The sequence below is a fragment of the Streptomyces oceani genome, from assembly GCF_001751245.1.
Taxonomy (GTDB): domain Bacteria; phylum Actinomycetota; class Actinomycetes; order Streptomycetales; family Streptomycetaceae; genus Streptomyces; species Streptomyces oceani.
This window is the reverse complement of the sequence record NZ_LJGU01000121.1, coordinates 143,623-167,313: the sequence shown is the minus strand read 5'-3', so window position 1 is coordinate 167,313 and position 23,691 is coordinate 143,623. Positions and strand designations below refer to the sequence as shown.

Genomic DNA, 23,691 nt, shown 5'->3' with positions numbered 1-23,691 from the left:
CGGGCCGGTGGTGGCCCCGTCGTGGTGGGCACCGAGGACGTTCCGGTGTCCCGCTGCGAGTGCCCCCGCCCTGCCGTACGCCCCCGCGCCCGTACGCCCCGTACGTCCGCCCGCTCCGCCGGGCACGGCCGACGGCTCGATGCCCGCCGCGGCCAGACCGGCCGGGCCGGTCTCCGCCAGCGGTACGCCGTACCGCGCGAGCCGCAGCGGCATCAGCGCCTCCACCGGCGCTTTGCGCCGCCACCCGCGGCCGTACCGTCCGCGCAGCCGCGCCTCGTACACCAGCCGGTCCTGCTCCATCGCGATGACCTGCTCGTACGAGCGCAGTTCCCACAGCTTCATACGGCGCCACAGCCGGAAGGTGGAGGGGAAGGCGAGCAGCCAGCGGGAGAGGCGTACGCCCTCCATGTGCTTGTCCGCCGTGATGTCCGCGATCCGGCCGATGGCGTGCCGTGCGGCCTCCACCGCGACGACGAACAGCAGGGGGATCACGGCGTGCATCCCGACGCCCAGCGCGTCCGGCCAGGCGGCGGCGCCGTTGAAGGCGATGGTGGCCGCGGTCAGCAGCCAGGCGGTCTGCCGTAGCAGCGGGAAGGGGATGCGAATCCAGGTGAGCAGCAGGTCGAGGGACAGCAGCACCACGATGCCCGCGTCGATGCCGATCGGGAAGAACGGCGCGAAGCTGCCGAAGCCCTTCTGCTCGGCGAGGTCGCGCACGGCGGCGTACGACCCGGCGAAGCCGATCGCCGCGATCACGACCGCGCCGGCGACGACGACGCCGATCAGTATTCGGTGCGTACGGGTCAGTTGTACGGCCTGCACTGTGCTGCCCCCACCCTCGGAAACCGGCCACCCTCGAAAACTGGCCGGCCCAGCCTGGCACATCCGGCGGCGCTCCCGGACCCGGACGCCGAACGGACGTGCCACGGCGCCGGGTTCGCCCGGCGGACCAGTCGTGCCCGACAGCCGTCAGCCGCCGGCGACTGACGGCCGCGTCAACGCAGGGACTCGAGCGCCTCCTCGGCGGTCTTCTGGGCCTTCTTCCGCAGGTCCTTGGCCGAGGGCAGGTCCGCGCCCTCGAAGCCGGTGCCCTCGTAGTCCACCGTGACCACGACGTTGTGGTCCCGCGCGATGGTGCGGTTGACGCGGTACTCCTGGTCCTTCTTCTTGGTCTCGTAGCTGATCGCGGTGGCCTCCTGGCCCAGTTCCGCGAGCTGTTCGTTCTTGATCTTCTTGTTGTCGTCGTTGCCCGTGACGGACTCCACCTCCTGCTTGAGGAAGCTTCCCGCCTGCTTGTCGCCGGAGCCGAGCGAGGCGCCGGAGTCGTACCGCTTCAGGGACACCGTCAGGGCGCGGTACTCGGCGTCGTTCTTGCCGCTGCCGCCGCTCCACAGGCAGGAGCCGTAGCTCTCGGTGTCGTCGGAGGCGAGGTTCTTGCCCTTCTTCTTCTCGGAGCCCGGCACCACGTCCTTGACCGTGTCCTTGGACAGCGCGTCGCAGGGGTCGGGGAGTTGCTTGAACTTCACCGGCTCCAGGGACTTCGACTTGCTGGGCTTCGGGCTGGACGAGTCGTCCGTCTCCTCCTCGGAGTCCGAGGAGCATCCGGCCGCCAGCAGCACGGGCACGGCTACCGCCGCACAGACGAGCTTACGTGCCAGGCGCGGGTCGATTCGGTGCATTGTTCCTTCACTTCCAGGTATCGGGTCTCGTGAGCCGAGCGGGGCCTACGGCGTACGGGCCCGGGGGCTCGGCTGCGTCGTCAGGTCAGTCGTCGAACGTGTCCACCAGCTGCTGCGCGAGGTCCTCTGTCTGCTCCTGGAGTTCGGCGCTGTCCGGGGCGCGGTGTCCGTCGCCGGCCGACTCGCTGTACTTCACGGTGACCAGCACGTTGGCGGTGCGGCAGGTCAGCTGGACGTCCCGGCGGGTGGCGACGCCGCTTCCGGTGGTGGTGAGCTCGTCGTCGATGAACGCGGCGTCCCCGACGTCGTCGAGCGTACGGGCGGCCAGGGTGCTCGCGCTCGTGCCGGGCGAGGGCGGCACGGTCTGTGGTGTCTCGCCGCTGCGTTGGCCGGTGTCACCGGACTTGCGGTCGCCCTTCGACGACTCGGTGTCCTCCGAGGACTTCTGGGACCCCGAGGAGCCGGAGGTTTCCGAGGACTTCGGGGAGTCGCTCGAGTCGCTCGAGGAAGAGGAACTCGAGGAAGGGGAAGGGGAGTCGCTGGGCAGCTCGGAGGGTTCGGCGGAGGGGTCGACGCCGGCCTTCTCGGCGCGTTTGGCGTACAGCGCCTCGCTCTGCTCGTCGTCGCTGATGTCCGGGTCGTAGGAGACCACACGTTCGAAGTCGATGCTCAGATGGTGGCTGCCCTTGCTGGTGGTGCTCTTCCAGGTGCAGCCGGCGCGCCGGTCGGTGTCGTACGTGACGGACGCCTCGCCCTCGTACGGACTCGGGCTCGCTTCGGGCGGCGGGTCGGTTATGGAGCCGGGGTCGTCGTCCTGGCTGTCGGCGGTCTCGCCGGGCAGCATCTTCTCCAGGGTGTCCACGCTCACCGCGCCACAGGGCTCGGGCAGGGTGCGGTACTTGCCGGAGGGGGCGGAGGCCGGAGTGGCGGAGCTGTCGCCCGGTTTGGGGTCGCCGGAGTCTCCGCCCGCGCCGGAGGAGCCGGTGCAGGCGCTGAGCCCACCGACGAGTGCCGTCACCAGCGTGGCACTCGTGACGAACATCCTGGCCCTCCGCTGCACCGTAGCCTCCCGGGTTCGAAAACGCGTTGCCGTCGTTGGGGGTGGGCGGAACACAATGTTTATCGCACGCACCGTACGCCCGTCCGGTTCCGCGCAGATTATGTGGCGTGAAGTCCGGCTTTTCCTGTTGGGGCGTTTTGACCGACGGTGTGAACCAATATGCCGCTTTGGAGCCGGCCTGACGGGGAGTTGAGTGAGATGTCGTACACCGAAGTGTCCGGTGCGCGGGTGCCCATCCGGATGTGGGCGGACCCCGACACGGTGGAGCCGGGAGCGATGGAGCAACTGCGCAACGTGTCCACGCTGCCCTGGATCAAGGGCCTCGCGGTGATGCCGGACGTGCACTACGGCAAGGGGGCCACGGTCGGTTCCGTCATCGCCATGGAGGGCGCGGTGTGTCCGGCGGCGGTCGGTGTCGACATCGGCTGCGGGATGTCGGCCGTACGGACCTCGCTGACGGAGAACGACCTGCCGGGTGACCTGTCCCGGCTGCGTTCGCGGATCGAGCGGGCCATCCCGGTCGGGCGGGGAATGCACGACGAGCCGGTGGACCCGGAGCGGCTGCACGGTTTCTCGACTGCGGGTTGGCGGGACCTGTGGAGCCGGTTCGACGGGGTGGCCGAGTCGGTGCGGTTCCGTCGTGAGCGGGCGACCAAGCAGTTGGGGACGCTGGGCAGCGGCAACCACTTCGTGGAGTTCTGCACGGACACCACCGGCGCCGTGTGGCTGATGCTGCACTCCGGCTCCCGCAACATCGGCAAGGAGCTGGCCGAGCACCACATCGGGGTGGCCCGCGAACTGCCGCACAACCAGGGGCTGGTGGACCGCGACCTGGCCGTCTTCGTCGCGGACACCCCGCAGATGGCCGCGTACCGGCACGACCTCTTCTGGGCACAGGAGTACGCGAAGCACAACCGCGCCGTGATGATGGAGCTGTTCCAGGACGTGGTGCGCCGGGAGTTCAAGAAGGCCAAGCCGACCTTCGAGCCGGTCATCTCGTGCCACCACAACTACGTGGCCGAGGAGCGGTACGCGGACATGGACCTGCTGGTCACCCGCAAGGGCGCGATTCGCGCCGGCAGCGGGGACTACGGCATCATCCCGGGCTCCATGGGCACCGGTTCGTACATCGTGCGTGGGCTGGGCAACGCGGACGCCTTCAACTCCGCCTCGCACGGCGCGGGTCGGCGGATGAGCCGGAACGCCGCGAAGCGGCGGTACACCGCGCAGGACCTGGCGGATCAGACCAGCGGCGTGGAGTGCCGGAAGGACTCCGGGGTGGTGGACGAGATCCCGGGCGCGTACAAGCCCATCGACCAGGTCCTGGACCGGCAGCGGGACCTGGTCGAGGTGGTCGCCAAGCTGAAGCAGCTCGTGTGTGTGAAGGGTTGAAGCGGTGAAGCGGTGAAGCGGTGAAGCGGTGCCCGTGTCCTGGCTGGCACGGGCACCTCGCCGGGTGGCTCAGCCCTCCCGGTGCACCTTGGTGTTCGAGGCCTGCGCGCGCGGCCGTACGACCAGCAGGTCGACGTTCACGTGCGGGGGCCGGGTCACCGCCCAGCCCACGGTGTCCGCGACGTCCTCGGCGGTCAGCGGCTCGGCCACGCCCTCGTACACCTTGTCCGCCTTCGCGCGGTCGCCGCGGAAGCGGGTCAGAGCGAACTCCTCGGTCCGCACCATGCCCGGCGCGATCTCGATGACGCGCACGGGCTGGCCGCACAGTTCCAGTCGCAGCGTCTCCGCCAGCACGTGCGCGCCGTGCTTGGCGGCGGCGTAACCGGAACCGCCCTCGTACGTGCCGTGGCCGGCGGTGGAGGAGAGGACGACCACGGTGCCCTCTCCGCCGGGAGAGGTGGCCAGGGCCGGCAGCAGAGCCTGCGTCATGTGCAGCACACCGAGGACGTTGACCTCGTACATCCGGCGCCAGTCGGCCGGGTCGGCGTGCGCCACGGGGTCGGTGCCGAGGGCGCCGCCCGCGTTGTTGAACAGCACGTCGCAGCGGTCCAATCCGGCCGCGAACGCGTCAACGGCCGCCCGGTCGGTGACGTCCAGGACCTGTGCCACGGCCTCGTGACCTGCCTCGGTCAGCTCGTTTGCCAGGGACTCAATCCGGTCTTGTCGGCGCGCGGTGAGGACGACCCGGAACCCGGCCTCGGCCAGTTGCCGTGCGGTGGCGGCGCCGATGCCGCTGCTGGCGCCTGTGATGACAGCGGTGCGTGTGGTCATGAGGGGGAGGGTACGCCGCCGGACTCGGTAGACACGGAGCGCGCTTCAGCCGTCACGCGGGGCGTACATGATGACGGCGACGCCGAGCAGGCAGATCAGCGCGCCCAGCACGTCCCAGCGGTCCGGGCGGAAGCCGTCCGCGACCATCGCCCAGGCCAGCGAGCCCGCGACGAACACCCCGCCGTACGCGGCCAGGATGCGCCCGAAGTGGGCGTCCGGCTGGAACGTGGCGACGAACCCGTAGGCACCGAGTGCGAGCACCCCCGCACCGGCCCAGAGCCAGCCCCGGTGTTCCCGGACGCCCTGCCACACCAGCCAGGCGCCACCGATCTCGAACAGCGCGGCGAGTACGAAGAGGACGACGGAGCGTGCGACAGACATGACCGAAGGCTAGTGCCGTGCTGGCGACGTTTGGCAGGGTGTGCCGACGGTCGTATAGTCGCCAGGCACTACTGACCTAACAAAAGGGATAAGTAGCGCTAACGGCATCCAGGGCGACCATAGGGGGCCATACTGCTTGAATTCTCTGCGTGTGCTGCCGGGTGGTAACGCTTCCGAGGCCATGCCGTTAGGCATGCGGACAACCAAGCCGGGTAGCGGCCCTGAGGACGTATCTCGGTTAGGAATGAGAGAGGTCGAAACACGTGTCAAAAAAACGGGAGGGAAGAGAATCGGTGGGTGATCCGCCCGTCGTGCCACACTCTTCAGAGCCAGCTCCCCAAACGGACAGGGTCGTCTTCGGCACCGCCGCCGCGCTCACGCTCGCGTTCATCCTGTGGGGGGCGCTCGGCACGGACTCGCTCTCCAACACGTCCGGGGACATGCTGTCCAGCGTGATGAAGAACGGCGGCTGGTTCTTCGTACTGGCCGCCTCGGGCTTCGTGGTCTTCTCGCTGTGGCTGGCGTTCAGCCGGTACGGCAAGATCACCCTCGGCAAGGAGGGTGAGAAGCCGGAGTTCAAGACCATCTCGTGGATCGCGATGATGTTCAGCGCCGGCATGGGCATCGGGTTGATGTTCTACGGCGTGAACGAGCCGCTGACCCACTTCTCCGACCCGCCGCCCGGCACCGATCCCGCGGACGCGGGCGCCGCCATGGAAACGGCGATGTCGACCACGCTGTTCCACTGGACGCTGCACCCCTGGGCCATCTACGCGGTCGTCGGCCTGGCGATCGCCTACAGCTGTTTCCGGCGCAACCGTCGCCAGACGATCAGTGCCGTGTTCACCCCGCTGATCGGCGAGCGCAACGCCAGCGGCGGCTTCGGTCGAGTCATCGACATCCTGGCGATCCTCGCCACGCTCTTCGGCTCGGCGGCTTCGCTGGGTCTCGGTGCGCTGCAGATCGGTAGTGGTGTCGAGGAGCTCGACTGGATGACCGAGGTCGGCACGACGATACTCGTGGTCATCATCGCCGTCCTGACCGTGGGCTTCATCCTCTCCGCGGTGTCCGGCGTGGCCAAGGGCATCCAGTGGCTCTCCAACATCAACATGGTGCTGGCCGCGCTGCTGGTCGTGTTCGTCTTCGTGGCCGGTCCGACGGTCCTGATGCTGGACCTGATCCCGACGTCCGTCGCCGCGTTCTTCGGTGACTTCGCCCAGCTTGCCGGGCGTACCGAGGCGAGCAGCGCGGCCGGCCCGGGCAGCATGGACATCATCGACTGGCTGGGTGGCTACACGGTCTTCTACTGGGCCTGGTGGATCTCCTGGACGCCGTTCGTCGGCATGTTCATCGCCCGGATCAGCCGGGGTCGTACGATCCGCCAGTTCATCGGCGGTGTGATCCTGGTGCCGAGCGTCGTGAGCCTGATCTGGTTCGCGATCTTCGGTGGCACCGCGATGCACGTCGAGGAGCAGGGCGCGAAGATCACTGACGAGGCGACGCCGGAGGGGCAGCTGTTCAAGGTGCTCCAGGAGTACCCGATCGCCAGCGTCACCTCGCTGGTCGTGATGATCCTGGTCGGCATCTTCTTCGTCTCCGGCGCGGACGCCGCCTCGATCGTCATGGGCACGCTCTCGCAGAAGGGCACCATGGAGCCGCACCGCATGGTGGTCATCTTCTGGGGTGTCGCCACCGGTGCCGTCGCCGCGATCATGCTGCTGGTCGGAGGAGGTGGGGACAAGGCGCTGGAAGGGCTGAAGAACCTCACGATCCTTGTCGCGGTGCCGTTCGTCCTGGTGATGATCGGCCTGTGTTTCGCGCTGATGAAGGACCTCCGACGGGATGCGCTCATCCTGCGCACCGAGAAGGGTGAGGAGGCCGTGGAGCTGGCGGTCATCACCGGCGCCGAGAAGTACGACGGTGACTTCGAGCTGCGTATCGGCCCCGGCCACGACGTGTCCATCGACGAGGTGCGGATGAAAGCCGACGAGGCTGAACTCGCCGCCCAGGCCGAAGAGGACGCAGAGGTGACCGCCTACGGCGACAGCAGCAGTCAGGAGCGAAACGGTTCCGGATAGGGCCGTTGACCTCGTGCCCTCATGAACCCCGCCCCGGACGCCCGAACTCAGGCGCCCGGGGCGGGGTTTGACGTATGAGCCGGAGGAAGTTCACGTCATTGTGTTCATGCCACCGCAGCAAGTAGCGATATAACTCCGTGATGATTATAAGGGCGGTAGCGGGGCAGGCGGGCTCATCGGGCCGCGTCGTCCCGGTCCTTGTCCCTATACCCGACGAAGCAAGGAAGAATTGCGTGGGTGCGCAAAAATCGCCAAGATCCAATGGGGCTGAGTCGCCCGAACCGGAAGTGGAGCCATACGCGCCGGAAGGCGCAGGAGGGATTAACCGGGCTGGCATCGCCCCCCGGGTCTTCTGGCCCTCAGCGGTCGTGATCCTTGCCTTCGTGCTCTACGCCATGATCGGCCAGGAGTCCGCAGCCGAGGCCGTGCAGTCGTTGAACGACAACATCGTGGGCAACCTCAGCTGGCTCTACATGACGATGGTGTCGTTCTTCGTCATCTTCGTCATCTGGCTGGGTGTGGGTCGCTTCGGCGACATCAGGCTGGGCAAGGACAACGAGAAGCCGGAGTTCAGCACGGCTTCGTGGTTTGCCATGCTCTTCGCCGCTGGCATGGGTATCGGCCTGGTCTTCTACGGCGTCGCCGAACCGATGAGCTTCTTCGACGGGCCCCGCCCCGGTACGGGCGGCAGCGACGCGGCGAAGTCCGAGTTCGCTCTGCAACAGACTTTCCTGCACTGGGGCATCCACCCCTGGGCGATCTACGTGGTCGTCGGGCTCGCCGTGGCGTACGCGGTGCACCGTAAGGGCCGCCCGGTTTCCATCCGTTGGGCCCTGGAGCCGCTGCTCGGCGACAAGATCAAGGGCATCTGGGGCGACGTCATCGACGCCGTCGCCATCGTGGGGACGCTCTTCGGTGTCGCCACCTCGCTCGGCCTGGGCGCCATGCAGGTCGCCAGCGGAATGGGCTTCCTGGGCTGGGTCGACGACCCGAACAGCAAGACCCTGCTGGTGATTCTGATCGCGGCGATCACCGGTTTGGCCACGCTGTCCGTCGCGAGTGGCATCGGCAAGGGCATCAAGTGGCTGTCCAACATCAACATGGCGACCGCGGCCGTCGTGATGCTCTTCGTGATGTTTGCCGGCCCGACGCTGTTCATCTTCAACGGCCTGGCCCAGGACGTCGGCGGCTACCTGCAGAACGTCATCAGCATGAGCTTCGACACCGGTGGCTCGTACGGTGAGGACGGGACCGACTGGGTCAACGGCTGGACCATCTTCTACTGGGGCTGGTGGATCTCCTGGGCGCCGTTCGTCGGCATCTTCATCGCCCGCATCTCCCGGGGTCGCACCGTTCGCGAGTTCGTGTGCGGTGTGCTGCTGGTGCCCACCCTGCTCACCTTCGTGTGGTTCGCCGTCTTCGGTGGCACGGGCCTGAAGCAACAGTTGGACGGGACACACGACTTCGCCGCCGAAGGCGCGGTCAACACGAATACGGCGATGTTCGAGATGCTGGACCAGCTGCCCGGCGGCACGCTGTTCTCCGGTATCACGATGCTGCTGATCGTGCTGTTCTTCGTCACCTCCTCCGACTCGGGCTCCTTCGTGGTCACCATGCTGAGCGCTGGTGGAAACCCGGAACCGCCGCAGTGGAACCGGCTGTTCTGGGCCCTCATTGAGGGCGCGGTCGCCATCGGGCTGCTGCTGGCTTCCGGGTCCGGCAGTACCGCCTCGCTCGACACCCTGAAGACGGTCGCGATCGTCATCGCACTGCCCTTCAGCTTCGTCATGGTCGCGATGTGCTTCTCGACGCTGAAGGCGTTCCGGGCGGAGCGTGCCGCTTACCTGGAGGCCAAGCATCAGCGGGAGCAGGAGCAGATCGTCGACGAGGCCGTAGCCGCTCTCGCGGAGAATCTGGAGAAGAACGACCCTTCCAGCACCGCAAAGGGGTCCAAGGAGTTCGCTGAGGACAAGAAACCCTGACCGCTTCCGCTCGACGGGTGGTCCGCGTCGTAAGTAGTGGGACGACTGACGTGACGCGGTTTCGAAGTCCGTGACGCTTCGCTCCGTTGAACGGTTTGGGCTGTAGGTGGCCGCCGCACTCCTCGCACTGAGCGAGGAGTGCGGCGGCCACCCTTGTTTTGGGGCTGGCGGCCGGCCAGGTGTTCTCTGCGAGACTGTGCCGATGACCTACGAGACCGACCCGGGGTGGGAGCGGCGGGTAGCCGAACTCTGGTCCGCCTTCGAGGAGTACGTGCCCGCCGACTTCCGTAACCGGATGACGGAACTGGCCGCGGAGCTGCCGGACAGCCACCCGCGGGCGTACTTCGAACGCGCCTCGGCCTGTGACGCCACCGACCTCGGCGCCGAGGCCGTCACGCTCTATCAGGAGGCGCTGTGGGCCGGCCTGGCGGGCGAGCACCGCAGGCAGGCCGTTATTCAACTCGCCAGCACCCTACGCGGGCTTGGCCAACCGGAACGCAGCATCGAGCTGCTGACGGCGGAACGCTCCGACCCGTCCGATCCGATGAACGACGCGATCAGTGCCTTCCTCGCGCTGGCCCTTATCGACGTGGGGCGGGAACGCGCCGCCGCGGCGCTGGCGTTGGACTCTCTGGCGCGTCACCTGCCGGCGTACAACCGCTCTGTCGCCCGGTACGCGGCAGCGGTGGCCGCAACCGAAGGAACGGGCCCCCAGGGCACGGACCCCGAAGCGTCACCGCAAGGCTGAAACGGCGCCGGTCTCAGGGCCAGACCAGGCAGTACGCCTGGTGCCCGGCGTGGTGCAGTCGCTCGGAGAAGTCCTGCCACTCGTGCAGCAGTTGATAGACGTTGTACGCGTCCTGCGGCCCGGAGCGGTCCGGCACCGTGGACCAGATGAAGGCCGCCGCGCCGACCGACTCCTCGCCGATGCCGCGCAGCGGATCGACGACCGTCATCGGGAGCTTCACCACGGCGTAGTCCGGGTGCAGCACGACGAGTTCGAGTGGTGGCACCCGGTAGAGCGGGATGCCCTCGATGCCGGTGAGCACCATCGCGGCCATGGTCTCCGGCTTGATCTTGGTGAACATGCCCTGGCCCAGCTCGTCCCCACCCAGCTCCTCGGGGCGCATCGAGACCGGCACCCGGGCGGCGGTGGCGCCGTCCGGCGCACCGAAGTACTTGTAGGTCACCCCCACTCGGCCGCCACCCTCGCTGCTCTCCGTTCTCGCCGCTTCCCGCCGATGCCGGCCCCCCGCGCGCTCAGGCTCCAGGTCCCCGGTACCCTCGCCCAGTCCGCCGCCGCGCTTCATGTCACCACCCGACCACTCGCGGCTCGCGCCGCGCAACCCGATCATCGTGTCAGAGACCTCCCCGCACAGGCGTGTATGAAACGCCCGTCCGCCGAACGGAAGGATGCTCTGCCACCATGGCTCGTGTGACGTACTCGTTCGATGCCCCAGTATCGCAGTCCCTCTTCGACCGTGCCTCCCTTGTGACCCCGGGAGGCGTCAACTCGCCAGTTCGTGCTTTCCGCGCGGTCGGTGGCGCGCCCCGGTTCATGGTGTCCGGCACGGGTCCGTATCTCACGGACGCCGACGGCCGGGAGTACGTCGACCTGGTCTGCTCCTGGGGGCCCATGATCCTCGGCCACTCCCATCCGCAGGTGCTCGCCGCCGTACGGGCCGCGGTCGGGCACGGCATGTCCTTCGGCACGCCGGGTGCGGACGAGGTGGCGCTCGCGGAGGAGATCGTCGACCGGATCGACCCGGTGGAGCAGGTGCGGCTGGTCTCCAGCGGCACCGAGGCGACCATGTCCGCGATCCGGTTGGCGCGTGGCTTCACCGGTCGCGCGAAGGTCGTCAAGTTCGCCGGTTGCTACCACGGCCATGTCGACGCCCTGCTGGCCGCCGCCGGCTCCGGAGTGGCGACCCTCGGGTTGCCGGACACCCCGGGAGTCACCGGGGCGCAGGCGGGGGACACGATCGTGCTGCCGTACAACGATCTCGCCGCCGTACGCGACGCGTTCGCCGCGCACCCGGATCAGATCGCCTGCGTGATCACCGAGGCGTCGCCCGGCAACATGGGCATCGTGCCGCCGCTGGACGGTTTCAACGCGGGCCTGCGGGACCTGTGTCGGGAACACGGCGCGCTCTACGTCTCGGACGAGGTCATGACCGGGTTCCGGGTCGGCCGCCAGGGCTGGTACGGCCTCGACGGCGTCGCTCCGGACCTGATGACCTTCGGCAAGGTGATGGGTGGCGGTTTCCCCGCCGCCGCGTTCGGAGGCCGCCGGGACGTGATGGAGCACCTGGCCCCGGCCGGCCCCGTCTACCAGGCGGGCACGCTGTCCGGTAACCCCGTCGCGACGGCCGCCGGTGTCACCCAACTGCGGCTGCTGGACGACTCGGCGTACGAGACGGTGGACACGGTCTCCGCACGACTGCGGGAGTTGGTCACCGAGGCGCTGACCAAGGAAGGCGTGGCCCACCGGGTTCAGCGCGCGGGCAACATGTTCTCGGTGTTCTTCAGCGACCAGCCGGTGCGTGACTACGCCGCGGCGAAGGCCCAGGAGTCCTTCCGTTTCACCCCGTTCTTCCACTCGATGCTGGCCCAGGGCGTGTACCTGCCGCCGTCCGCCTTCGAGTCCTGGTTCGTGTCCACGGCGCACGACGAGCGCGCGCTGGAGCGGGTCGCGGACGCCCTGCCCGCCGCAGCCCGCGCCGCAGCGGGAGCGACAGCATGACCAGCCACCACCGGAACGACCGCGGGAGCGGGGAGTTGAGCGACCAGATGCAGAGTGCCGAGACGTTTGACCCCACCGAGGACGGCAAGACCGTGACGGTCGTACACGTGGTGCGGCACGGCGAGGTGCACAATCCGGAGGGAATCCTGTACGGGCGGCTGCCCGGCTACCACCTCTCCGACCTCGGCCGGCGGATGGCCGACCGGGTGGCGGAGGACCTCGCGGAACGGGACGTCACCGCCGTGGTCTCCAGCCCGCTGGAGAGAGCCCAGGAGACCGCCGGCCCGATCGCGAAGGCCCACGGCCTCACCGCCGGCACCGACGAGCGCCTGATCGAGGCCACCAACATCTTCCAGGGCAGCGCCTTCGGCGTGGGTGACGGCGCGCTGCGGCGGCCGGCCAACTGGTCGCACCTGCGCAACCCGTTCCGCCCCTCCTGGGGAGAGCCGTACGTCGACCAGGTGGTGCGGATGCGTAGCGCGCTGGACGCGGCACGGGACGCGGCGTACGGACACGAGGCGGTGTGCGTCAGCCACCAGCTGCCGATCTGGGTGCTGCGCAGCCACGTCGAGCACCGTCGGCTGTGGCACGACCCGCGGGCCAGGCAGTGCACCCTGGCCTCGCTGACCAGCTTCACCTACCTCGGCTCCCGCATCGTCTCGGTCGGCTACCGCGAGCCGGCCCGCGACCTGGTGCCCGCGCATCTGCTGGCGGGTGCCAAGCCGGTACGCGGCGCGGGCGGCGTCGGCGCCTGAGCCGGCGGGTCGGCATCGACGGGCACGGGCGGTGGTGGGCCGCCGTGGGGCGCGTGCGCTGCGCTGGTACGCCGGCCCAGGGGGGTGCGGAAGATCCCCGAATGACGCATGCGAAACTTTTCACATGTTCCGAGTCCGTGCTTCTCACCGCCGCACCACCCTGATGATCGCCGGGGCCGTGGTCGGTGCGCTGGTGTTGTCCGGATGCGGTGACGACCAACTCGGCTCCTCGTCCGGCGACACCCAGTTCGTCCAGGGCACCGGCCAGGTCACCAAGGTGCCGAAGGGCAAGCGGCAGGCCGCGCCGGACATCTCCGGCGAGACGGTGGACGGCGACAAGCTGAAGCTGTCGGACTACCGGGGCGAGGTCGTCGTACTGAACGTCTGGGGCTCCTGGTGCGCACCCTGCCGCGCCGAGGCGCCGCACCTGGCCAAGGTCGCCGAGGACACCAAGGACCAGGGCGTGCAGTTCGTCGGGATCAACACCCGCGACCTGGACAAGGCCAACGCGAAGGCGTTCGAGCGCAGCTACGACATCGACTACCCGAGCCTGTACGACCCCAGCGGCAAGCACATCCTCAAGTTCCCGGACAACACGCTCTCTCCGCAGACCATCCCCTCCACACTGGTGCTGGACCGGGAGGGGAAGATCGCGGTGCGAGCGCTGAAGGAACTCGGCGAGGACGAACTCCGCGACATGCTCAAGCCGTTGTTGGCGAAGAAGTGAGCGCGGCATGAACGCCTTGGCCGCCACCGGCATGAACGACACCGTGCTCAGCGGTGCTCTGCTGCTCGCCCTCCCGATCGCCGTGCTGGGCGGTCTGGTGTCCTTCTTCTCGCCCTGCGTGCTGCCGCTGGTCCCCGGCTACCTCTCGTATGTGACCGGGGTCACCGGCACGGACCTGGCGGAGGCCAAGCGCGGCCGGATGCTGCTCGGCTCCGGGCTCTTCGTGCTCGGCTTCACCGCGGTGTTCGTCTCCGGCGGCGCGCTCTTCGGCGGCTTCGGGGGCACGCTGCAGGAACACCGTGAGGTCATCTCCAAGGTGGCCGGGGTGCTGACGATCCTGCTGGGGCTCGCCTTCATCGGGTTCATGCCCCGCTTCACCACGCGCGAGTTCCGCATCCACAAGCGGCCCGCGCTCGGGTTGAGCGGGGCGCCGATGCTCGGTGCGATGTTCGGGATCGGCTGGACGCCCTGCATCGGACCGACCCTCGCCGCCGTCAACACGCTGGCGCTGACGGAAGGCAGCGCCGGCCGGGGAGCGTTGCTCACGGTGGCGTACTGCTTCGGCATGGGCACGCCGTTCATCATCGCGGCCCTCGCCTTCCGGCGGACGCTGGGCGCCTTCGACTGGATCAAGCAGCACTACGTGTGGGTGACACGGATCGGTGGCGGCATGCTGGTGCTCGTCGGGCTGCTGCTCGTGTCGGGGATCTGGGACCAGATAGTTTACGAGTTGCAGGTGTGGTCGTCCGACTTCACCGTGGGGATCTGAGCGCAATGAGCACGGACGAGACGACCGAGGCGGCGGCCGTACCAAGCCAGCAGGCGAACGGTGCCGAAGCCGATCCGGAGACCGACCCGCAAGCCGAATCAGCGGCCGGGTCGGAGACTGAGGAAGCGTCAGGTTCCGGCGCCGGGGATGTCCCGGAAGGCCGGGATGATCCGGACTCCCCGGACTCTCCGGACTCGGGGTCCTCCCCGTCCGCCGGGGACGAGCGCCCCGCCGAGGAGGACGTCGAGCTGGGCGCCGCGATGTCCCAGCTGAGCACCGCCCCCTCCGAGGAGCGCTCGCAGACCGTGCCCGGATCCCTGGGCGGCCCCCGGAAACCGGGCACGGCCGGACGGGTGGGCTGGTTCCTGCGCGAACTCACCGGCTGGCTGCGGTGGTTCTGGCGACAGCTGACCTCCATGCGGGTCGCGCTGATGCTGCTCTTCCTCCTGTCGCTCGGCTCCATCCCCGGCTCGCTCATCCCGCAGACGAACGTGGACGCGGTCAAGGTCGACGAGTTCAAGCAGCGCCACGACGTGCTGGCCCCCCTCTACGAGAAGCTGCAGCTCTTCGACGTCTACACCTCGGTGTGGTTCTCCGCGATCTACATCCTGTTGTTCGTCTCGCTGATCGGCTGCATCGTGCCGCGCACCTGGCAGTTCGTCGGTCAGCTGCGTGCCGAGCCGCCCCGCGCGCCGCGCCGGCTGGACCGGATGCCGGTGTACACGACATGGCACACGGACGCCGCGCCGGACGAGGTGCTGGGTGCCGCCCGCACGATGCTGCGTGGCAAGCGGTTCCGTACGCACCTGCGCGGGGACGCGGTCACCAGTGAGAAGGGCTATCTACGGGAGGTCGGTAACCTCCTCTTCCACATCGCCCTGATCGTGCTGCTGCTGGCCTTCGCCGCCGGGCAGCTCTGGAAGTCCGAGGGCGGCAAGCTGGTCGTCCAGGGCGACTCGTTCAACAACACCCTCACGCAGTACGACGACTTCCAGTCCGGCACCTTCTTCGGCTCCGAGGACCTGGACGAGTTCGGGTTCCGGCTGGAGGACTTCACCGCGGACTACTACGAGGGCGCCGCGGACGCGATGACGCCGAAGGAGTACCGCGCGGACATCTCGTACTGGACGGGCGGTGACGGCAAGGAGAAGAAGACCGCCATCCGGATGAACCACCCGCTGGAGGTCGGTGGCTCCAAGGTGTACCTGCTGGCGCACGGGTTCGCCCCGGTCGTCTCGGTGAAGGACGGGCAGGGCGACATCGCGTACCGCGGGCCGGTGGCGTTCCTGCCGCAGGACACCAACCTGACCTCCAGCGGCGTCGTGAAGGTCACGGACTACCGGGACGCCCAGGGCAACAAGGACCAGCTCGGTTTCCAGGGCTTCTTCGTGCCGACCTTCGGCGGTGCCGAGTCGGGCTCGATGTTCTCCCAGTCGCCGGAGCTGGACTACCCGGTGCTCTTCCTCACGGCCTACCACGGCGACCTGGGCGTCAACTCGGGGCTGCCACAGAGCGTGTACCAGCTCGACACCGACAACATGAAGCAGTTCAAGGCGAAGGACGGCGGCCCGCTGGCAAAGAAGATCCTGCCCGGCGAGACCATGAAGCTGCCGAACGGCGCCGGCTCCCTCAAGTTCGAGGGCATCAAGCAGTGGGCGAACTTCCAGATCTCCCACCAGGTGGGCAACGGCTGGGCACTCGGTGGCGCGCTCGCCGCCATCGCGGGACTGGCCGGTTCGCTCTTCATCCAGCGTCGCCGCGTGTGGGTACGTGCGATGCCCGGGCCGGACGGCCGTACCGTCGTGGAGATGGCCGGACTGGGCCGCAGCGAGTCCACCCGGCTGCCCGAGGAACTGTCGGACATGGCCGTGAGCATGCAGGCGGAGGCGCCTGCCGTGGCAGAACCGTCGGAATCTGCTGAAGGAGCAGGCAAGTGACCATCCTCGCCGTACAGAATCCGGAACTCGCCGAGATCAGCAACTATCTGATCTATTCGGCGATGGCCGTCTACACCCTGGCGTTCTTCGCGCACATCACCGAGTGGGTCTTCGGCAGCCGCAGCCGAGTCGCCCGTACGGCCGCGGCGCTCACCTCGAAGTCCGGGGGTGGCTCCGCGTCCACGTCCGGCTCTGGGGACTCAGCCGGCAACGACACCGATGCGGGCGCTGGCGCCGCCCCGAAGGTGACCGTGCGCGCGGAGGGCGGCACCTCCGTGCTGGAGCGCCCCAAGGTCATCGTGCGCTCGGCCACCGGTCGACGGGACAACGTGCCAGATGGCCCCGGGGCAGCCGGTGGCGACGACCAGGGCGACATGTACGGCCGGGTCGCCGTCTCGCTGACGGTGCTGGCCTTCCTGCTGCACGCCACGGCGGTGCTCACCCGCTCGCTGGCCGTGGAGCGGGCCCCCTGGGGAAACATGTACGAGTTCTCCACGGCCTTCTCCATGGTGGGCGTCGGGGCCTACCTCGGCTTCCTGATCGCCCGGAAGAACGTCCGCTGGATCGGGCTGCCGCTGGTGACCACGGTGTTGCTGGACCTCGGCCTCGCGGTGACCGTCCTCTACACCGAGAGCACCGAGCTGGTGCCGGCGCTGGACTCGTACTGGCTGTGGATCCACGTCTCGCTGGCCATCATCTGCGGCGCGCTCTTCTACCTCGGCTTCGTCACGACCATCCTCTACCTCTTCCGGGACCGCTACGAGAGCAAGCTGCTCGGTGGCGGCAGCCCCTCCGGCTTCGCCACCTCGGTACTGGAGCGGCTGCCCTCGGCGGACTCGCTGGACAAGTTCGCCTACCGGATCAACGCCGCGGTCTTCCCCTTCTGGACCTTCACCATCGTCGCGGGCGCGATCTGGGCCGGCGACGCGTGGGGCCGCTACTGGGGCTGGGACCCCAAGGAGGTCTGGTCGTTCATCACCTGGGTCGCGTACGCCTGCTACCTCCACGCCCGCGCCACGGCCGGCTGGAAGGGCCGGAAGGCGGCGTACCTGGCGCTGATCGCCTTCGCCTGCTTCCTCTTCAACTACTACGGCGTCAACATCTTCGTGAACGGCAAGCACTCGTACGCGGGAGTCTGACCCGGCACCGGCCGGGTCGTTTCGGCGGGTCGTTGGAACGACCGGTCCCGGGTCATTGGGCGGCGGGCGGAGTGTCCTCCGGGCCGCCGTCCTCCGCTCCGCGTCGCTGCTCGGTGCCGTCCGGGCGCCGCTCCCGGGACGGACGCCGCTCCTGCGGTCGCCCGTCGTGCGGGTGCTCCGCGTCGGAGCGTTCGCCGTCTCCGGGGTCCGCTGCCCTGGCGGTGCCGGCCGTGTCGGCCGCGTCGGTTGGGCCGGTCGCGCCGGCGTCCTCGGCCTCGGCCGACCGCGACTCCGGTCCGGTCGCCTCGTCCGCCCCGCCGGGAGCCTTGGAGTCCGTCCTGCCGTCGCCGTCCGTACGGCCGTTGCCCAGCGACTTCAGGAACTCCGGGTTGTCGTCCGGCGCGACCCAGCGCCGCTCCTGCGGGCGGGTGGCGCCGTACGGAGCGTTCCGCCGGGGGCGCCCCACCACGAACCAGGCGATCGGGCCGACCAGCACCTGCCCGAACAGCAGCACGATCAACACCCAGGCGATCTTGGGGAGCTTGCGTACCTCCGACTCCGGCGTGTTCAGACAGTCGATGAAGGCGTAGATCCACACCGCCAGGATCAGTAGCAACGGCAGATACCTGAGCATGTGTACGCCCCTTGTTCTGAGCGGTCGGGAGATGGCGAACCCGAAGGACGGTCACCGTGCAGCCCCAGCGTAACGGTGCGGCGGGGCGATGGCCGATACTGGGCCGCATGGCATACGACGACCTCCGCTCGCTGCTGCGGGCGCTGGAACGCGAAGGTGACCTCAAGCGGATCAAGGCGGAGGTCGATCCCCGACTGGAGGTCGGCGAGATCGTCGACCGGGTGCAGAAGGCCGGTGGGCCGGCACTGCTCTTCGAGAACGTGCGAGGCGCCCAGGCCCCCCTGGCCATGAACGTCTTCGGCACCGACCGACGGCTGCTCAAGGCTCTCGGGCTCAGCGGCTACGAGGAGATCAGCGAGCAGATCGGCGGACTGCTCAAGCCCGAGCTGCCACAGGGTTTCGTCGGCATGCGGGAGGCGTTCGGGAAGCTCGGGAGCGTGGCGCACGTCCCGCCGCGCAAGGTCAAGGACGGACCGGTCCAGGACGTCGTGCTGCGGGGCGACGAGGTGGACCTCGACCTGCTGCCGGCACTGCACACCTGGCCGGAGGACGGCGGATCGTTCTTCAACCTCGGGCTCACTCACACCAAACACCCCGAGACGGGCATCCGGAACCTCGGGCTCTACCGCCTGCAGCGTCACGACAAGCGCACCATCGGGATGCACTGGCAGATCCACAAGGACAGCCGGAACCACTACCAGGCGGCCCTGCGGCGCGGCGAGAAGCTGCCGATCGCCATCGCCTTCGGCTGCCCGCCCGCCGTGACGTACGCCTCCACGGCACCGCTGCCGGGCGACATCGACGAGTACCTCTTCGCCGGTTTCGTGCAGGGCAAGCGCGTCGACATGGTGGACTGCCAGACGGTGCCGCTCCAGGTGCCGGCCGCGGCCGAGGTCGTACTGGAGGGGTGGCTGGAGCCCGGGGAGATGCTGCCGGAGGGGCCGTTCGGCGACCACACCGGCTTCTACACCCCGCAGGAGGACTTCCCGGCGCTGCGGATCGACTGCATGACGATGCGTCGGCGTCCGCTGCTGCAGTCCATCGTGGTCGGCCGGCCGCCCACGGAGGACGGCCCGCTGGGGCGCGCGACGGAGCGCTTCTTCCTGCCGCTGCTGCGGATCATCATCCCGGACATCGTGGACTACCACCTGCCGGAGGCGGGCGGCTTCCACAACTGCGCGATCGTCTCGATCGACAAGAAGTACCCGAAGCACGCGCAGAAGGTCATGCACGCGATCTGGGGAGCGCACATGATGTCCCTGACGAAGCTGATCGTGGTGGTGGACGCCGACTGCGACGTGCACGATCTGCACGACGTCGCCTGGCGTGCCCTGGGCAACACCGACTACGCCCGGGACCTGAGCCTGGTCGAGGGGCCGGTGGACCACCTGGACCACGCGTCGTACCAGCAGTTCTGGGGCGGGAAGGCGGGCATCGACGCCACCACGAAGCTGCCCGAGGAGGGCTACACGCGAGACGGCGGCTGGCCTCGGATGATCGAGTCCGACCCGGAGACGGCGGCGCTCGTCAGCAAGCGCTGGAAGGAATACGGACTTTGAGCGCGGCGGCGGACACGGCCGGTCAGGGGGCGGCGGGGCCCGACACCGGGAAGGTGCGAGCCTTCCTGCGGCTCGTCATGATCGAACACTCGGTGTTCGCGCTGCCGTTCGCCTACATCGCCGCCCTCACCGCGATGTTCCAGGTCGACGGGTGGGTGCGCTGGCGGGAGTTGCTGCTGATCACGGTCGCGATGGTCGGTCTGCGTACCTTCGCGATGGCGGCCAACCGGATCATCGACCGGGAGATCGACGCCCGAAACCCACGGACGGCGGGGCGTGAACTGGTCACCGGCGCGGTGAGCGTGCGTACGGCGTGGACCGGCGCGCTGGTCTCGGTCGCGGTCTTCCTCACGACCTGCGCCCTGCTGAACCCGCTGTGCCTGGCGCTGTCGCCGCTCGCGGTGATCCCGATGGTGGTGTATCCGTACGGCAAGCGGTTCACGGACTTCCCGCACGCCATCCTCGGTCTCGCCCAGGCCATCGGGCCGGTCGGGGCCTGGATCGCGGTGACCGGCGCCTGGTCCTGGGACGCGGCGGTCCTCGGGCTGGCCGTCGGCATCTGGATCGGCGGCTTCGACCTGATCTTCGGTTGCCAGGACGTGGCCGCGGACCGGGCGCAGGGAGTGCGCTCCGTGCCGGCGCGGTTCGGTATCGCCGGCGCGTTGTACGGCGCTCGGGGCAGCCACGTCGTGACGCTGGCGCTGTTGCTCTGCTTCGGAGCGGTGACCGGGGCCGGAGCGCTCTTCTGGATTGGCCTCCTGATCGTGGCGGTGGCCTTCGTGTACGAGCACTCGATCGTCACCCCGAAGGACCTGTCCCGCCTGAACCGGGCCTTCTTCACAGTGAACGGCGTGATCGGGATCGTGCTCTTCGTCTGCACGCTGCTGGACCTCGCCAACCGCGGACTGGGTGTCTGACCACCGGCTGTCGGACTACCAAGCTGTCCGGGCGTCCCGACCGCTCGCGCCTTTCGGGCATCCGGGCAGTCCTCGGACGTCCGGGGCCGGGAATGTCCAGCTGCCGGCCGCCGGTTTCGTCAGCGCCAGGCGGGTCTCTCCACCCCGGCCGTCGGCCGACTGGAGGTCATGAAGGCCGCCAGCACCCCGCCGATCAGCCCGAAGAGGTGGCCCTGCCAGGACACCCCAGCGGTGGTCGGCAGCACGCCCCAGAGGATGGAGCCGTACAGCACCGCGACCACCGCACCCAGCGCCACGTCCGTGATCCGGCGGTCCACGAAGCCGCGCACCACCAGATAGCCGAAGAGCCCGAACACCACCCCGGAGGCGCCGGCGGTGTTGCTCTGCTCCGGAGCAGTCACCCACACGCCGAGGCCGCTGACGATGATGATGGTCAGCGCCACCAGTAGGAACCGCCCCGTGCCCCGCAGCGCGGCCATGAAGCCGAGCACCAGCAGCGGGAGGGTGTTCGCCATGAGGTGCTCGAAGCCGAAGTGCATGAACGACGCGGGCACGATGTCCACCAGCTCACTGGTGCGCCGAGGCTGGATACCGAAGCTGTCCAGCGAGTTGCCGGTGAGCTGGTCCACCGCCTCCAGAACCCATAGCAACCCGACCCAGAGCAGGATGAGCTGGCCCGCGGCCTTCGCCTGGAAGCTGCCTTCGCCCGTCATGGTGTCTCTGCCTCCCCTCCCGCGCCCGTGGGAGCCGGTCCGCGTCGCGCCCGTACGAGAACAACGCTACCGGGGTGCCGCCAGTTCCCGGCGGGCGAACCAGTCGTCCCTGTTCCCCTGCCCGGACCGCGCCGGCGCCATGCCGTACGGGTGGCGTCGTACGGAAGTCCCCCGTACGAACACCGCCGTACGAACGCCGTGCCGCGTGCGCGACACCGGGGGAGTCGCCGGTCACCCGCCCCGCAGCGACGGGGGAGACGTCAACCCCCCGTCAGCCCGGGCACCTTCCGGTAGAGCAGCGCCGCCAGCACGTCCTGCGGCTCCAACCGCAGCGCCTCCTCAGGCACCTCGACCGACAGCGCGTCGCCACTGCCGAACCCGAACCGCAGCGGCAGCCGCTCCGCCGCACCGGAGCCCCCGGCCCCGCTTCCCGTCAGGTCCCGCGCGTCCACGGTCAGCCCGACCAGTACGCCACGGCGTACGGTCACCTCCGCCGGCACGGTACGGTCCGGCACCTCGGCCGGCTCGACACGCATGCCCAGCGGCTCCAGTGCCGGCGCCAGTCGTCGGGCGGCGTCCCGCGCGGAGACCGTCATCCGCACCCGCTGGGTCTCCTCGCCCGCGCGCCCCGCGGTGTGACCCCTCTCAGCAGAGCGGTCACGAGAGCGGTCACCAGAGTCACCATCGGCGTCACCACCGGAAGAACCTCCCGCACCGCCGATCCGCTCGAAGTCGCCGTCCTCCGTCAGCAGCTTCAGCAGACCGTCCAACAGTCGCCGCTGCGCGTCGCTGTCCAGCGCCGACGCGGCCGTACGGGACTGGTCACCGGCGGTGGTACTCCCGGTGAGCTTTCGCACGACCCAGGCGAACTGCTCGTACGACCCCGGGTCGGCGCTCACCCAGTCACCGGTCAGCAGCCGCTTGACCGCGCTCAGGGAGTCCGGCAGCTGGGAGGCCGTCGCGCTGAGGTCCCGCAGCAACCGGCGCCACTCGGACGGCAGCGTCTTCTCCTCGGCCAACTCGTCGACCAGCAGCCGCAGGTACGTGTTCCCGTCTATGGACTTGTACGCCACCAGGTCCCGGTCGCCGAGGTTCAGCGCGCCCGCGAGGTGTGTGTCGGAGAAGTCCGGCAGCTCGTTCAGCGGTTGGCCCTGGCCGCCGACGGACAGCGTCAGCTGTGCGCGGGCGAGCAACTCGGCGTCCTTCCCGGTGGCCTCGCCACCGCCGGGCAGACCGAGGCGGGACTCCCGTAGGAACTCCTCGACGCGCTCCGCCGAACCGCCGAACTCCGCGACCAGCGTCGCCGACTTCTGCTCCAGCAGCTTGTGCACGGCGTCCCGGACCAGCGCGGCGGAGCCGGAGTCCGACACGGAGTCCGCGGCGTTCGAGGAGTCCGCCGCTCGCGTGCCCTCCGCCAGACCGCAGCCGGTGGCGAGCGGGGCGAGCAGCACGGTCGTCATGCTCAGGGCAGCGGCCAGGCTGGCCCGGCGGGGCGATCTGGAGCGGTACATGCCCCGATGCAACCGCATCACCTGCCTCGTTGGCCAGCCGCCCCCGTGCTGCCAGTAGGCTCCTGGTGTGACCTATCGCCGCTGTCCTTGGGTGGTCGGCGTGTCCGGCGCCTCCGGGACGCCGTACGCAGCCGCCGTGCTCCGGGCGCTGTTGCACGCCGGGGAGCCGGTCGACCTGATCGTCAGCCGGGCCGCCCGGCTCACCGTGCTGGACGAGACGGGGCACCCCTTCCGGGACGGGCACGCCACGGACGATCTGCGCCGCTGGCTGGCCCGTGGCGCGGACGGCACCCCCGAGGCGTACGACCCGGACGTGAGCGGCGTACGTCACTGGCCGGCCGGTGACCTGGCGGCGGGTCCGTCCTCCGGTTCGTACCCGACGCGCGGCATGTTGATCGTCCCAGCCAGCACGGCCGCTGTCGCCGGCGTGGCGCTCGGGCTGTCCAAGGACCTGCTGCAGCGCACCGCCGCGGTGACGCTGAAGGAACGCCGCCCGCTGGTGGTCGCCGTACGGGAGACCCCGCTGGCCGCGCAGACCCTCCGGCAACTGGTCACCCTGGACGAGTCCGGGGCCGTGGTGCTGCCCACCTCGCCGGCCTTCTACGCGGGCGCCCGGCACATCCAGGAACTGGTGGACTTCGTCGCCGGCCGGGTGCTGGACGCGGCGGGGGTGCCGCACAAGCTGTACCGGCGCTGGGACCCGGACGACGGAGTGGGCGGGTTGCACGGCACGGCGTGACCCGGACGACGTACTGACCCCCCGCGGGTGATGCCCGTACGGTCGTGCGCGGTCCGTGATCACACGGAAGGGCACGGACGGACACCGACGGGTCTCCGCGGGCGCCGGTCGACGCGTGGACGACATGGTCCGGCCGGCGGCTTCC

The 23,691-nt window shown here is 69.2% G+C and carries 22 protein-coding genes; 13 read left to right on the top strand and 9 right to left on the bottom strand.

Going from position 1 to position 23,691, the window contains the following annotated elements:
* From AN216_RS12480 to AN216_RS12470, 3 genes are all read right to left on the bottom strand, one after another.
* Nucleotides 1-822, bottom strand: an 822-nt coding sequence (locus AN216_RS12480) for a DUF2637 domain-containing protein (protein WP_139140911.1), incomplete at its 3' end; no start/stop codon positions are given.
* A 173-nt stretch (nucleotides 823-995) separates the two neighbouring features.
* Complete coding sequence (locus tag AN216_RS12475; RefSeq protein WP_070196726.1) at nucleotides 996-1,679, bottom strand: hypothetical protein; 684 nt, start codon at nucleotides 1,677-1,679, stop codon at nucleotides 996-998.
* Between the two features lie 85 nt (nucleotides 1,680-1,764).
* Nucleotides 1,765-2,721, bottom strand: coding sequence for a hypothetical protein (locus AN216_RS12470; RefSeq protein WP_107401970.1), 957 nt, complete (start codon nucleotides 2,719-2,721; stop codon nucleotides 1,765-1,767).
* Between the two features lie 216 nt (nucleotides 2,722-2,937).
* Between AN216_RS12470 and AN216_RS12465 the strand changes: the two genes are divergently transcribed.
* Nucleotides 2,938-4,131: an RtcB family protein gene (locus AN216_RS12465; RefSeq protein WP_070196724.1), complete on the top strand. Its 1,194-nt coding sequence runs from the start codon at nucleotides 2,938-2,940 to the stop codon at nucleotides 4,129-4,131.
* Nucleotides 4,132-4,200: 69 nt separating this feature from the next.
* Here AN216_RS12465 and AN216_RS12460 read toward each other — a convergent pair whose 3' ends face one another.
* Nucleotides 4,201-4,962 carry an SDR family NAD(P)-dependent oxidoreductase gene (locus tag AN216_RS12460; RefSeq protein WP_070196723.1) on the bottom strand — a complete coding sequence of 254 codons (762 nt, stop codon included), beginning with the start codon at nucleotides 4,960-4,962 and terminating at the stop codon, nucleotides 4,201-4,203.
* 45 nt (nucleotides 4,963-5,007) lie between these two features.
* Entirely contained in the window at nucleotides 5,008-5,343 is a 336-nt protein-coding gene (locus AN216_RS12455; protein ID WP_070196722.1) for a YnfA family protein, read from the bottom strand.
* Nucleotides 5,344-5,654: 311 nt separating this feature from the next.
* Between AN216_RS12455 and AN216_RS12450 the strand changes: the two genes are divergently transcribed.
* The 3 genes from AN216_RS12450 to AN216_RS12440 all read left to right on the top strand — a co-directional run bounded on the left by AN216_RS12450 (nucleotide 5,655) and on the right by AN216_RS12440 (nucleotide 10,151).
* Nucleotides 5,655-7,421 carry a BCCT family transporter gene (locus AN216_RS12450; RefSeq protein ID WP_244502435.1) on the top strand — a complete coding sequence of 589 codons (1,767 nt, stop codon included), beginning with the start codon at nucleotides 5,655-5,657 and terminating at the stop codon, nucleotides 7,419-7,421.
* A gap of 233 nt (nucleotides 7,422-7,654) precedes the next feature.
* Nucleotides 7,655-9,403 (top strand): BCCT family transporter, encoded by a 1,749-nt coding sequence (locus AN216_RS12445; protein ID WP_420855720.1) that lies wholly within the window; start codon nucleotides 7,655-7,657, stop codon nucleotides 9,401-9,403.
* Between the two features lie 202 nt (nucleotides 9,404-9,605).
* Nucleotides 9,606-10,151, top strand: a complete 546-nt coding sequence (locus AN216_RS12440; RefSeq protein ID WP_070196720.1) for a tetratricopeptide repeat protein — start codon at nucleotides 9,606-9,608, stop codon at nucleotides 10,149-10,151.
* A 13-nt stretch (nucleotides 10,152-10,164) separates the two neighbouring features.
* Here AN216_RS12440 and AN216_RS12435 read toward each other — a convergent pair whose 3' ends face one another.
* Nucleotides 10,165-10,713: a hypothetical protein gene (locus AN216_RS12435; RefSeq protein ID WP_079166526.1), complete on the bottom strand. Its 549-nt coding sequence runs from the start codon at nucleotides 10,711-10,713 to the stop codon at nucleotides 10,165-10,167.
* Between the two features lie 116 nt (nucleotides 10,714-10,829).
* On the opposite strand from AN216_RS12435, the gene hemL reads away from it, so the two are divergent.
* The 6 genes from hemL (at nucleotide 10,830) to ccsB (ending at nucleotide 17,473) form a co-directional block, all read left to right on the top strand.
* Nucleotides 10,830-12,146: a glutamate-1-semialdehyde 2,1-aminomutase gene (gene hemL, locus AN216_RS12430; protein ID WP_070196719.1), complete on the top strand. Its 1,317-nt coding sequence runs from the start codon at nucleotides 10,830-10,832 to the stop codon at nucleotides 12,144-12,146.
* A gap of 47 nt (nucleotides 12,147-12,193) precedes the next feature.
* A complete protein-coding gene (locus tag AN216_RS12425) occupies nucleotides 12,194-12,901 on the top strand; it encodes a histidine phosphatase family protein (protein ID WP_070196739.1) in 708 nt (235 codons plus the stop codon).
* A 124-nt stretch (nucleotides 12,902-13,025) separates the two neighbouring features.
* Nucleotides 13,026-13,628 carry a TlpA family protein disulfide reductase gene (locus AN216_RS12420; RefSeq protein WP_070196718.1) on the top strand — a complete coding sequence of 201 codons (603 nt, stop codon included), beginning with the start codon at nucleotides 13,026-13,028 and terminating at the stop codon, nucleotides 13,626-13,628.
* Nucleotides 13,629-13,635: 7 nt separating this feature from the next.
* Nucleotides 13,636-14,397, top strand: a complete 762-nt coding sequence (locus AN216_RS12415) for a cytochrome c biogenesis CcdA family protein (protein ID WP_070196717.1) — start codon at nucleotides 13,636-13,638, stop codon at nucleotides 14,395-14,397.
* 5 nt (nucleotides 14,398-14,402) lie between these two features.
* Nucleotides 14,403-16,334, top strand: coding sequence for a cytochrome c biogenesis protein ResB (gene resB, locus AN216_RS12410; RefSeq protein ID WP_079166523.1), 1,932 nt, complete (start codon nucleotides 14,403-14,405; stop codon nucleotides 16,332-16,334).
* A complete protein-coding gene (gene ccsB / locus AN216_RS12405) occupies nucleotides 16,331-17,473 on the top strand; it encodes a c-type cytochrome biogenesis protein CcsB (RefSeq protein WP_070196716.1) in 1,143 nt (380 codons plus the stop codon). Before resB ends, ccsB begins: the two co-directional genes overlap by 4 nt.
* A 52-nt stretch (nucleotides 17,474-17,525) precedes the next feature.
* Here the strand turns inward: ccsB and AN216_RS31045 are convergent, their stop codons facing one another.
* Entirely contained in the window at nucleotides 17,526-18,107 is a 582-nt protein-coding gene (locus AN216_RS31045; protein ID WP_079166522.1) for a PLD nuclease N-terminal domain-containing protein, read from the bottom strand.
* A 107-nt stretch (nucleotides 18,108-18,214) separates the two neighbouring features.
* Between AN216_RS31045 and AN216_RS12395 the strand changes: the two genes are divergently transcribed.
* Nucleotides 18,215-19,666, top strand: coding sequence for a menaquinone biosynthesis decarboxylase (locus AN216_RS12395; protein ID WP_070196715.1), 1,452 nt, complete (start codon nucleotides 18,215-18,217; stop codon nucleotides 19,664-19,666).
* Complete coding sequence (mqnP, locus tag AN216_RS12390) at nucleotides 19,663-20,583, top strand: menaquinone biosynthesis prenyltransferase MqnP (RefSeq protein WP_070196714.1); 921 nt, start codon at nucleotides 19,663-19,665, stop codon at nucleotides 20,581-20,583. Before AN216_RS12395 ends, mqnP begins: the two co-directional genes overlap by 4 nt.
* Before the next feature lie 119 nt (nucleotides 20,584-20,702).
* Here the strand turns inward: mqnP and AN216_RS12385 are convergent, their stop codons facing one another.
* Together AN216_RS12385 and AN216_RS12380 are read right to left on the bottom strand one after the other, a co-directional pair.
* Nucleotides 20,703-21,296, bottom strand: coding sequence for a rhomboid family intramembrane serine protease (locus tag AN216_RS12385; RefSeq protein ID WP_070196713.1), 594 nt, complete (start codon nucleotides 21,294-21,296; stop codon nucleotides 20,703-20,705).
* 260 nt (nucleotides 21,297-21,556) lie between these two features.
* Nucleotides 21,557-22,807 (bottom strand): hypothetical protein, encoded by a 1,251-nt coding sequence (locus tag AN216_RS12380; RefSeq protein WP_139140910.1) that lies wholly within the window; start codon nucleotides 22,805-22,807, stop codon nucleotides 21,557-21,559.
* 67 nt (nucleotides 22,808-22,874) lie between these two features.
* On the opposite strand from AN216_RS12380, the gene AN216_RS12375 reads away from it, so the two are divergent.
* A complete protein-coding gene (locus AN216_RS12375; RefSeq protein WP_070196711.1) occupies nucleotides 22,875-23,546 on the top strand; it encodes a UbiX family flavin prenyltransferase in 672 nt (223 codons plus the stop codon).
* Nucleotides 23,547-23,691: the final 145 nt, after the last annotated feature.

Excerpts from the sequence above, each read along its gene's own strand:
- AN216_RS12440 (WP_070196720.1), top strand. The coding sequence starts at position 9,606 with ATGACCTACGAGACCGACCCGGGGTGGGAGCGGCGGGTAGCCGAACTC.
- AN216_RS12385 (WP_070196713.1), bottom strand. The coding sequence starts at position 21,296 with ATGACGGGCGAAGGCAGCTTCCAGGCGAAGGCCGCGGGCCAGCTCATC.
- AN216_RS12460 (WP_070196723.1), bottom strand. The coding sequence starts at position 4,962 with ATGACCACACGCACCGCTGTCATCACAGGCGCCAGCAGCGGCATCGGC.
- AN216_RS12465 (WP_070196724.1), top strand. The coding sequence starts at position 2,938 with ATGTCGTACACCGAAGTGTCCGGTGCGCGGGTGCCCATCCGGATGTGG.
- AN216_RS12425 (WP_070196739.1), top strand. The coding sequence starts at position 12,194 with ATGCAGAGTGCCGAGACGTTTGACCCCACCGAGGACGGCAAGACCGTG.
- AN216_RS12415 (WP_070196717.1), top strand. The coding sequence starts at position 13,636 with ATGAACGCCTTGGCCGCCACCGGCATGAACGACACCGTGCTCAGCGGT.
- AN216_RS12470 (WP_107401970.1), bottom strand. The coding sequence starts at position 2,721 with ATGTTCGTCACGAGTGCCACGCTGGTGACGGCACTCGTCGGTGGGCTC.
- AN216_RS12435 (WP_079166526.1), bottom strand. The coding sequence starts at position 10,713 with ATGAAGCGCGGCGGCGGACTGGGCGAGGGTACCGGGGACCTGGAGCCT.
- resB (WP_079166523.1), top strand. The coding sequence starts at position 14,403 with ATGAGCACGGACGAGACGACCGAGGCGGCGGCCGTACCAAGCCAGCAG.
- AN216_RS12380 (WP_139140910.1), bottom strand. The coding sequence starts at position 22,807 with ATGTACCGCTCCAGATCGCCCCGCCGGGCCAGCCTGGCCGCTGCCCTG.
- AN216_RS12455 (WP_070196722.1), bottom strand. The coding sequence starts at position 5,343 with ATGTCTGTCGCACGCTCCGTCGTCCTCTTCGTACTCGCCGCGCTGTTC.
- AN216_RS31045 (WP_079166522.1), bottom strand. The coding sequence starts at position 18,107 with ATGCTCAGGTATCTGCCGTTGCTACTGATCCTGGCGGTGTGGATCTAC.
- AN216_RS12395 (WP_070196715.1), top strand. The coding sequence starts at position 18,215 with ATGGCATACGACGACCTCCGCTCGCTGCTGCGGGCGCTGGAACGCGAA.
- hemL (WP_070196719.1), top strand. The coding sequence starts at position 10,830 with ATGGCTCGTGTGACGTACTCGTTCGATGCCCCAGTATCGCAGTCCCTC.
- AN216_RS12420 (WP_070196718.1), top strand. The coding sequence starts at position 13,026 with ATGTTCCGAGTCCGTGCTTCTCACCGCCGCACCACCCTGATGATCGCC.
- AN216_RS12475 (WP_070196726.1), bottom strand. The coding sequence starts at position 1,679 with ATGCACCGAATCGACCCGCGCCTGGCACGTAAGCTCGTCTGTGCGGCG.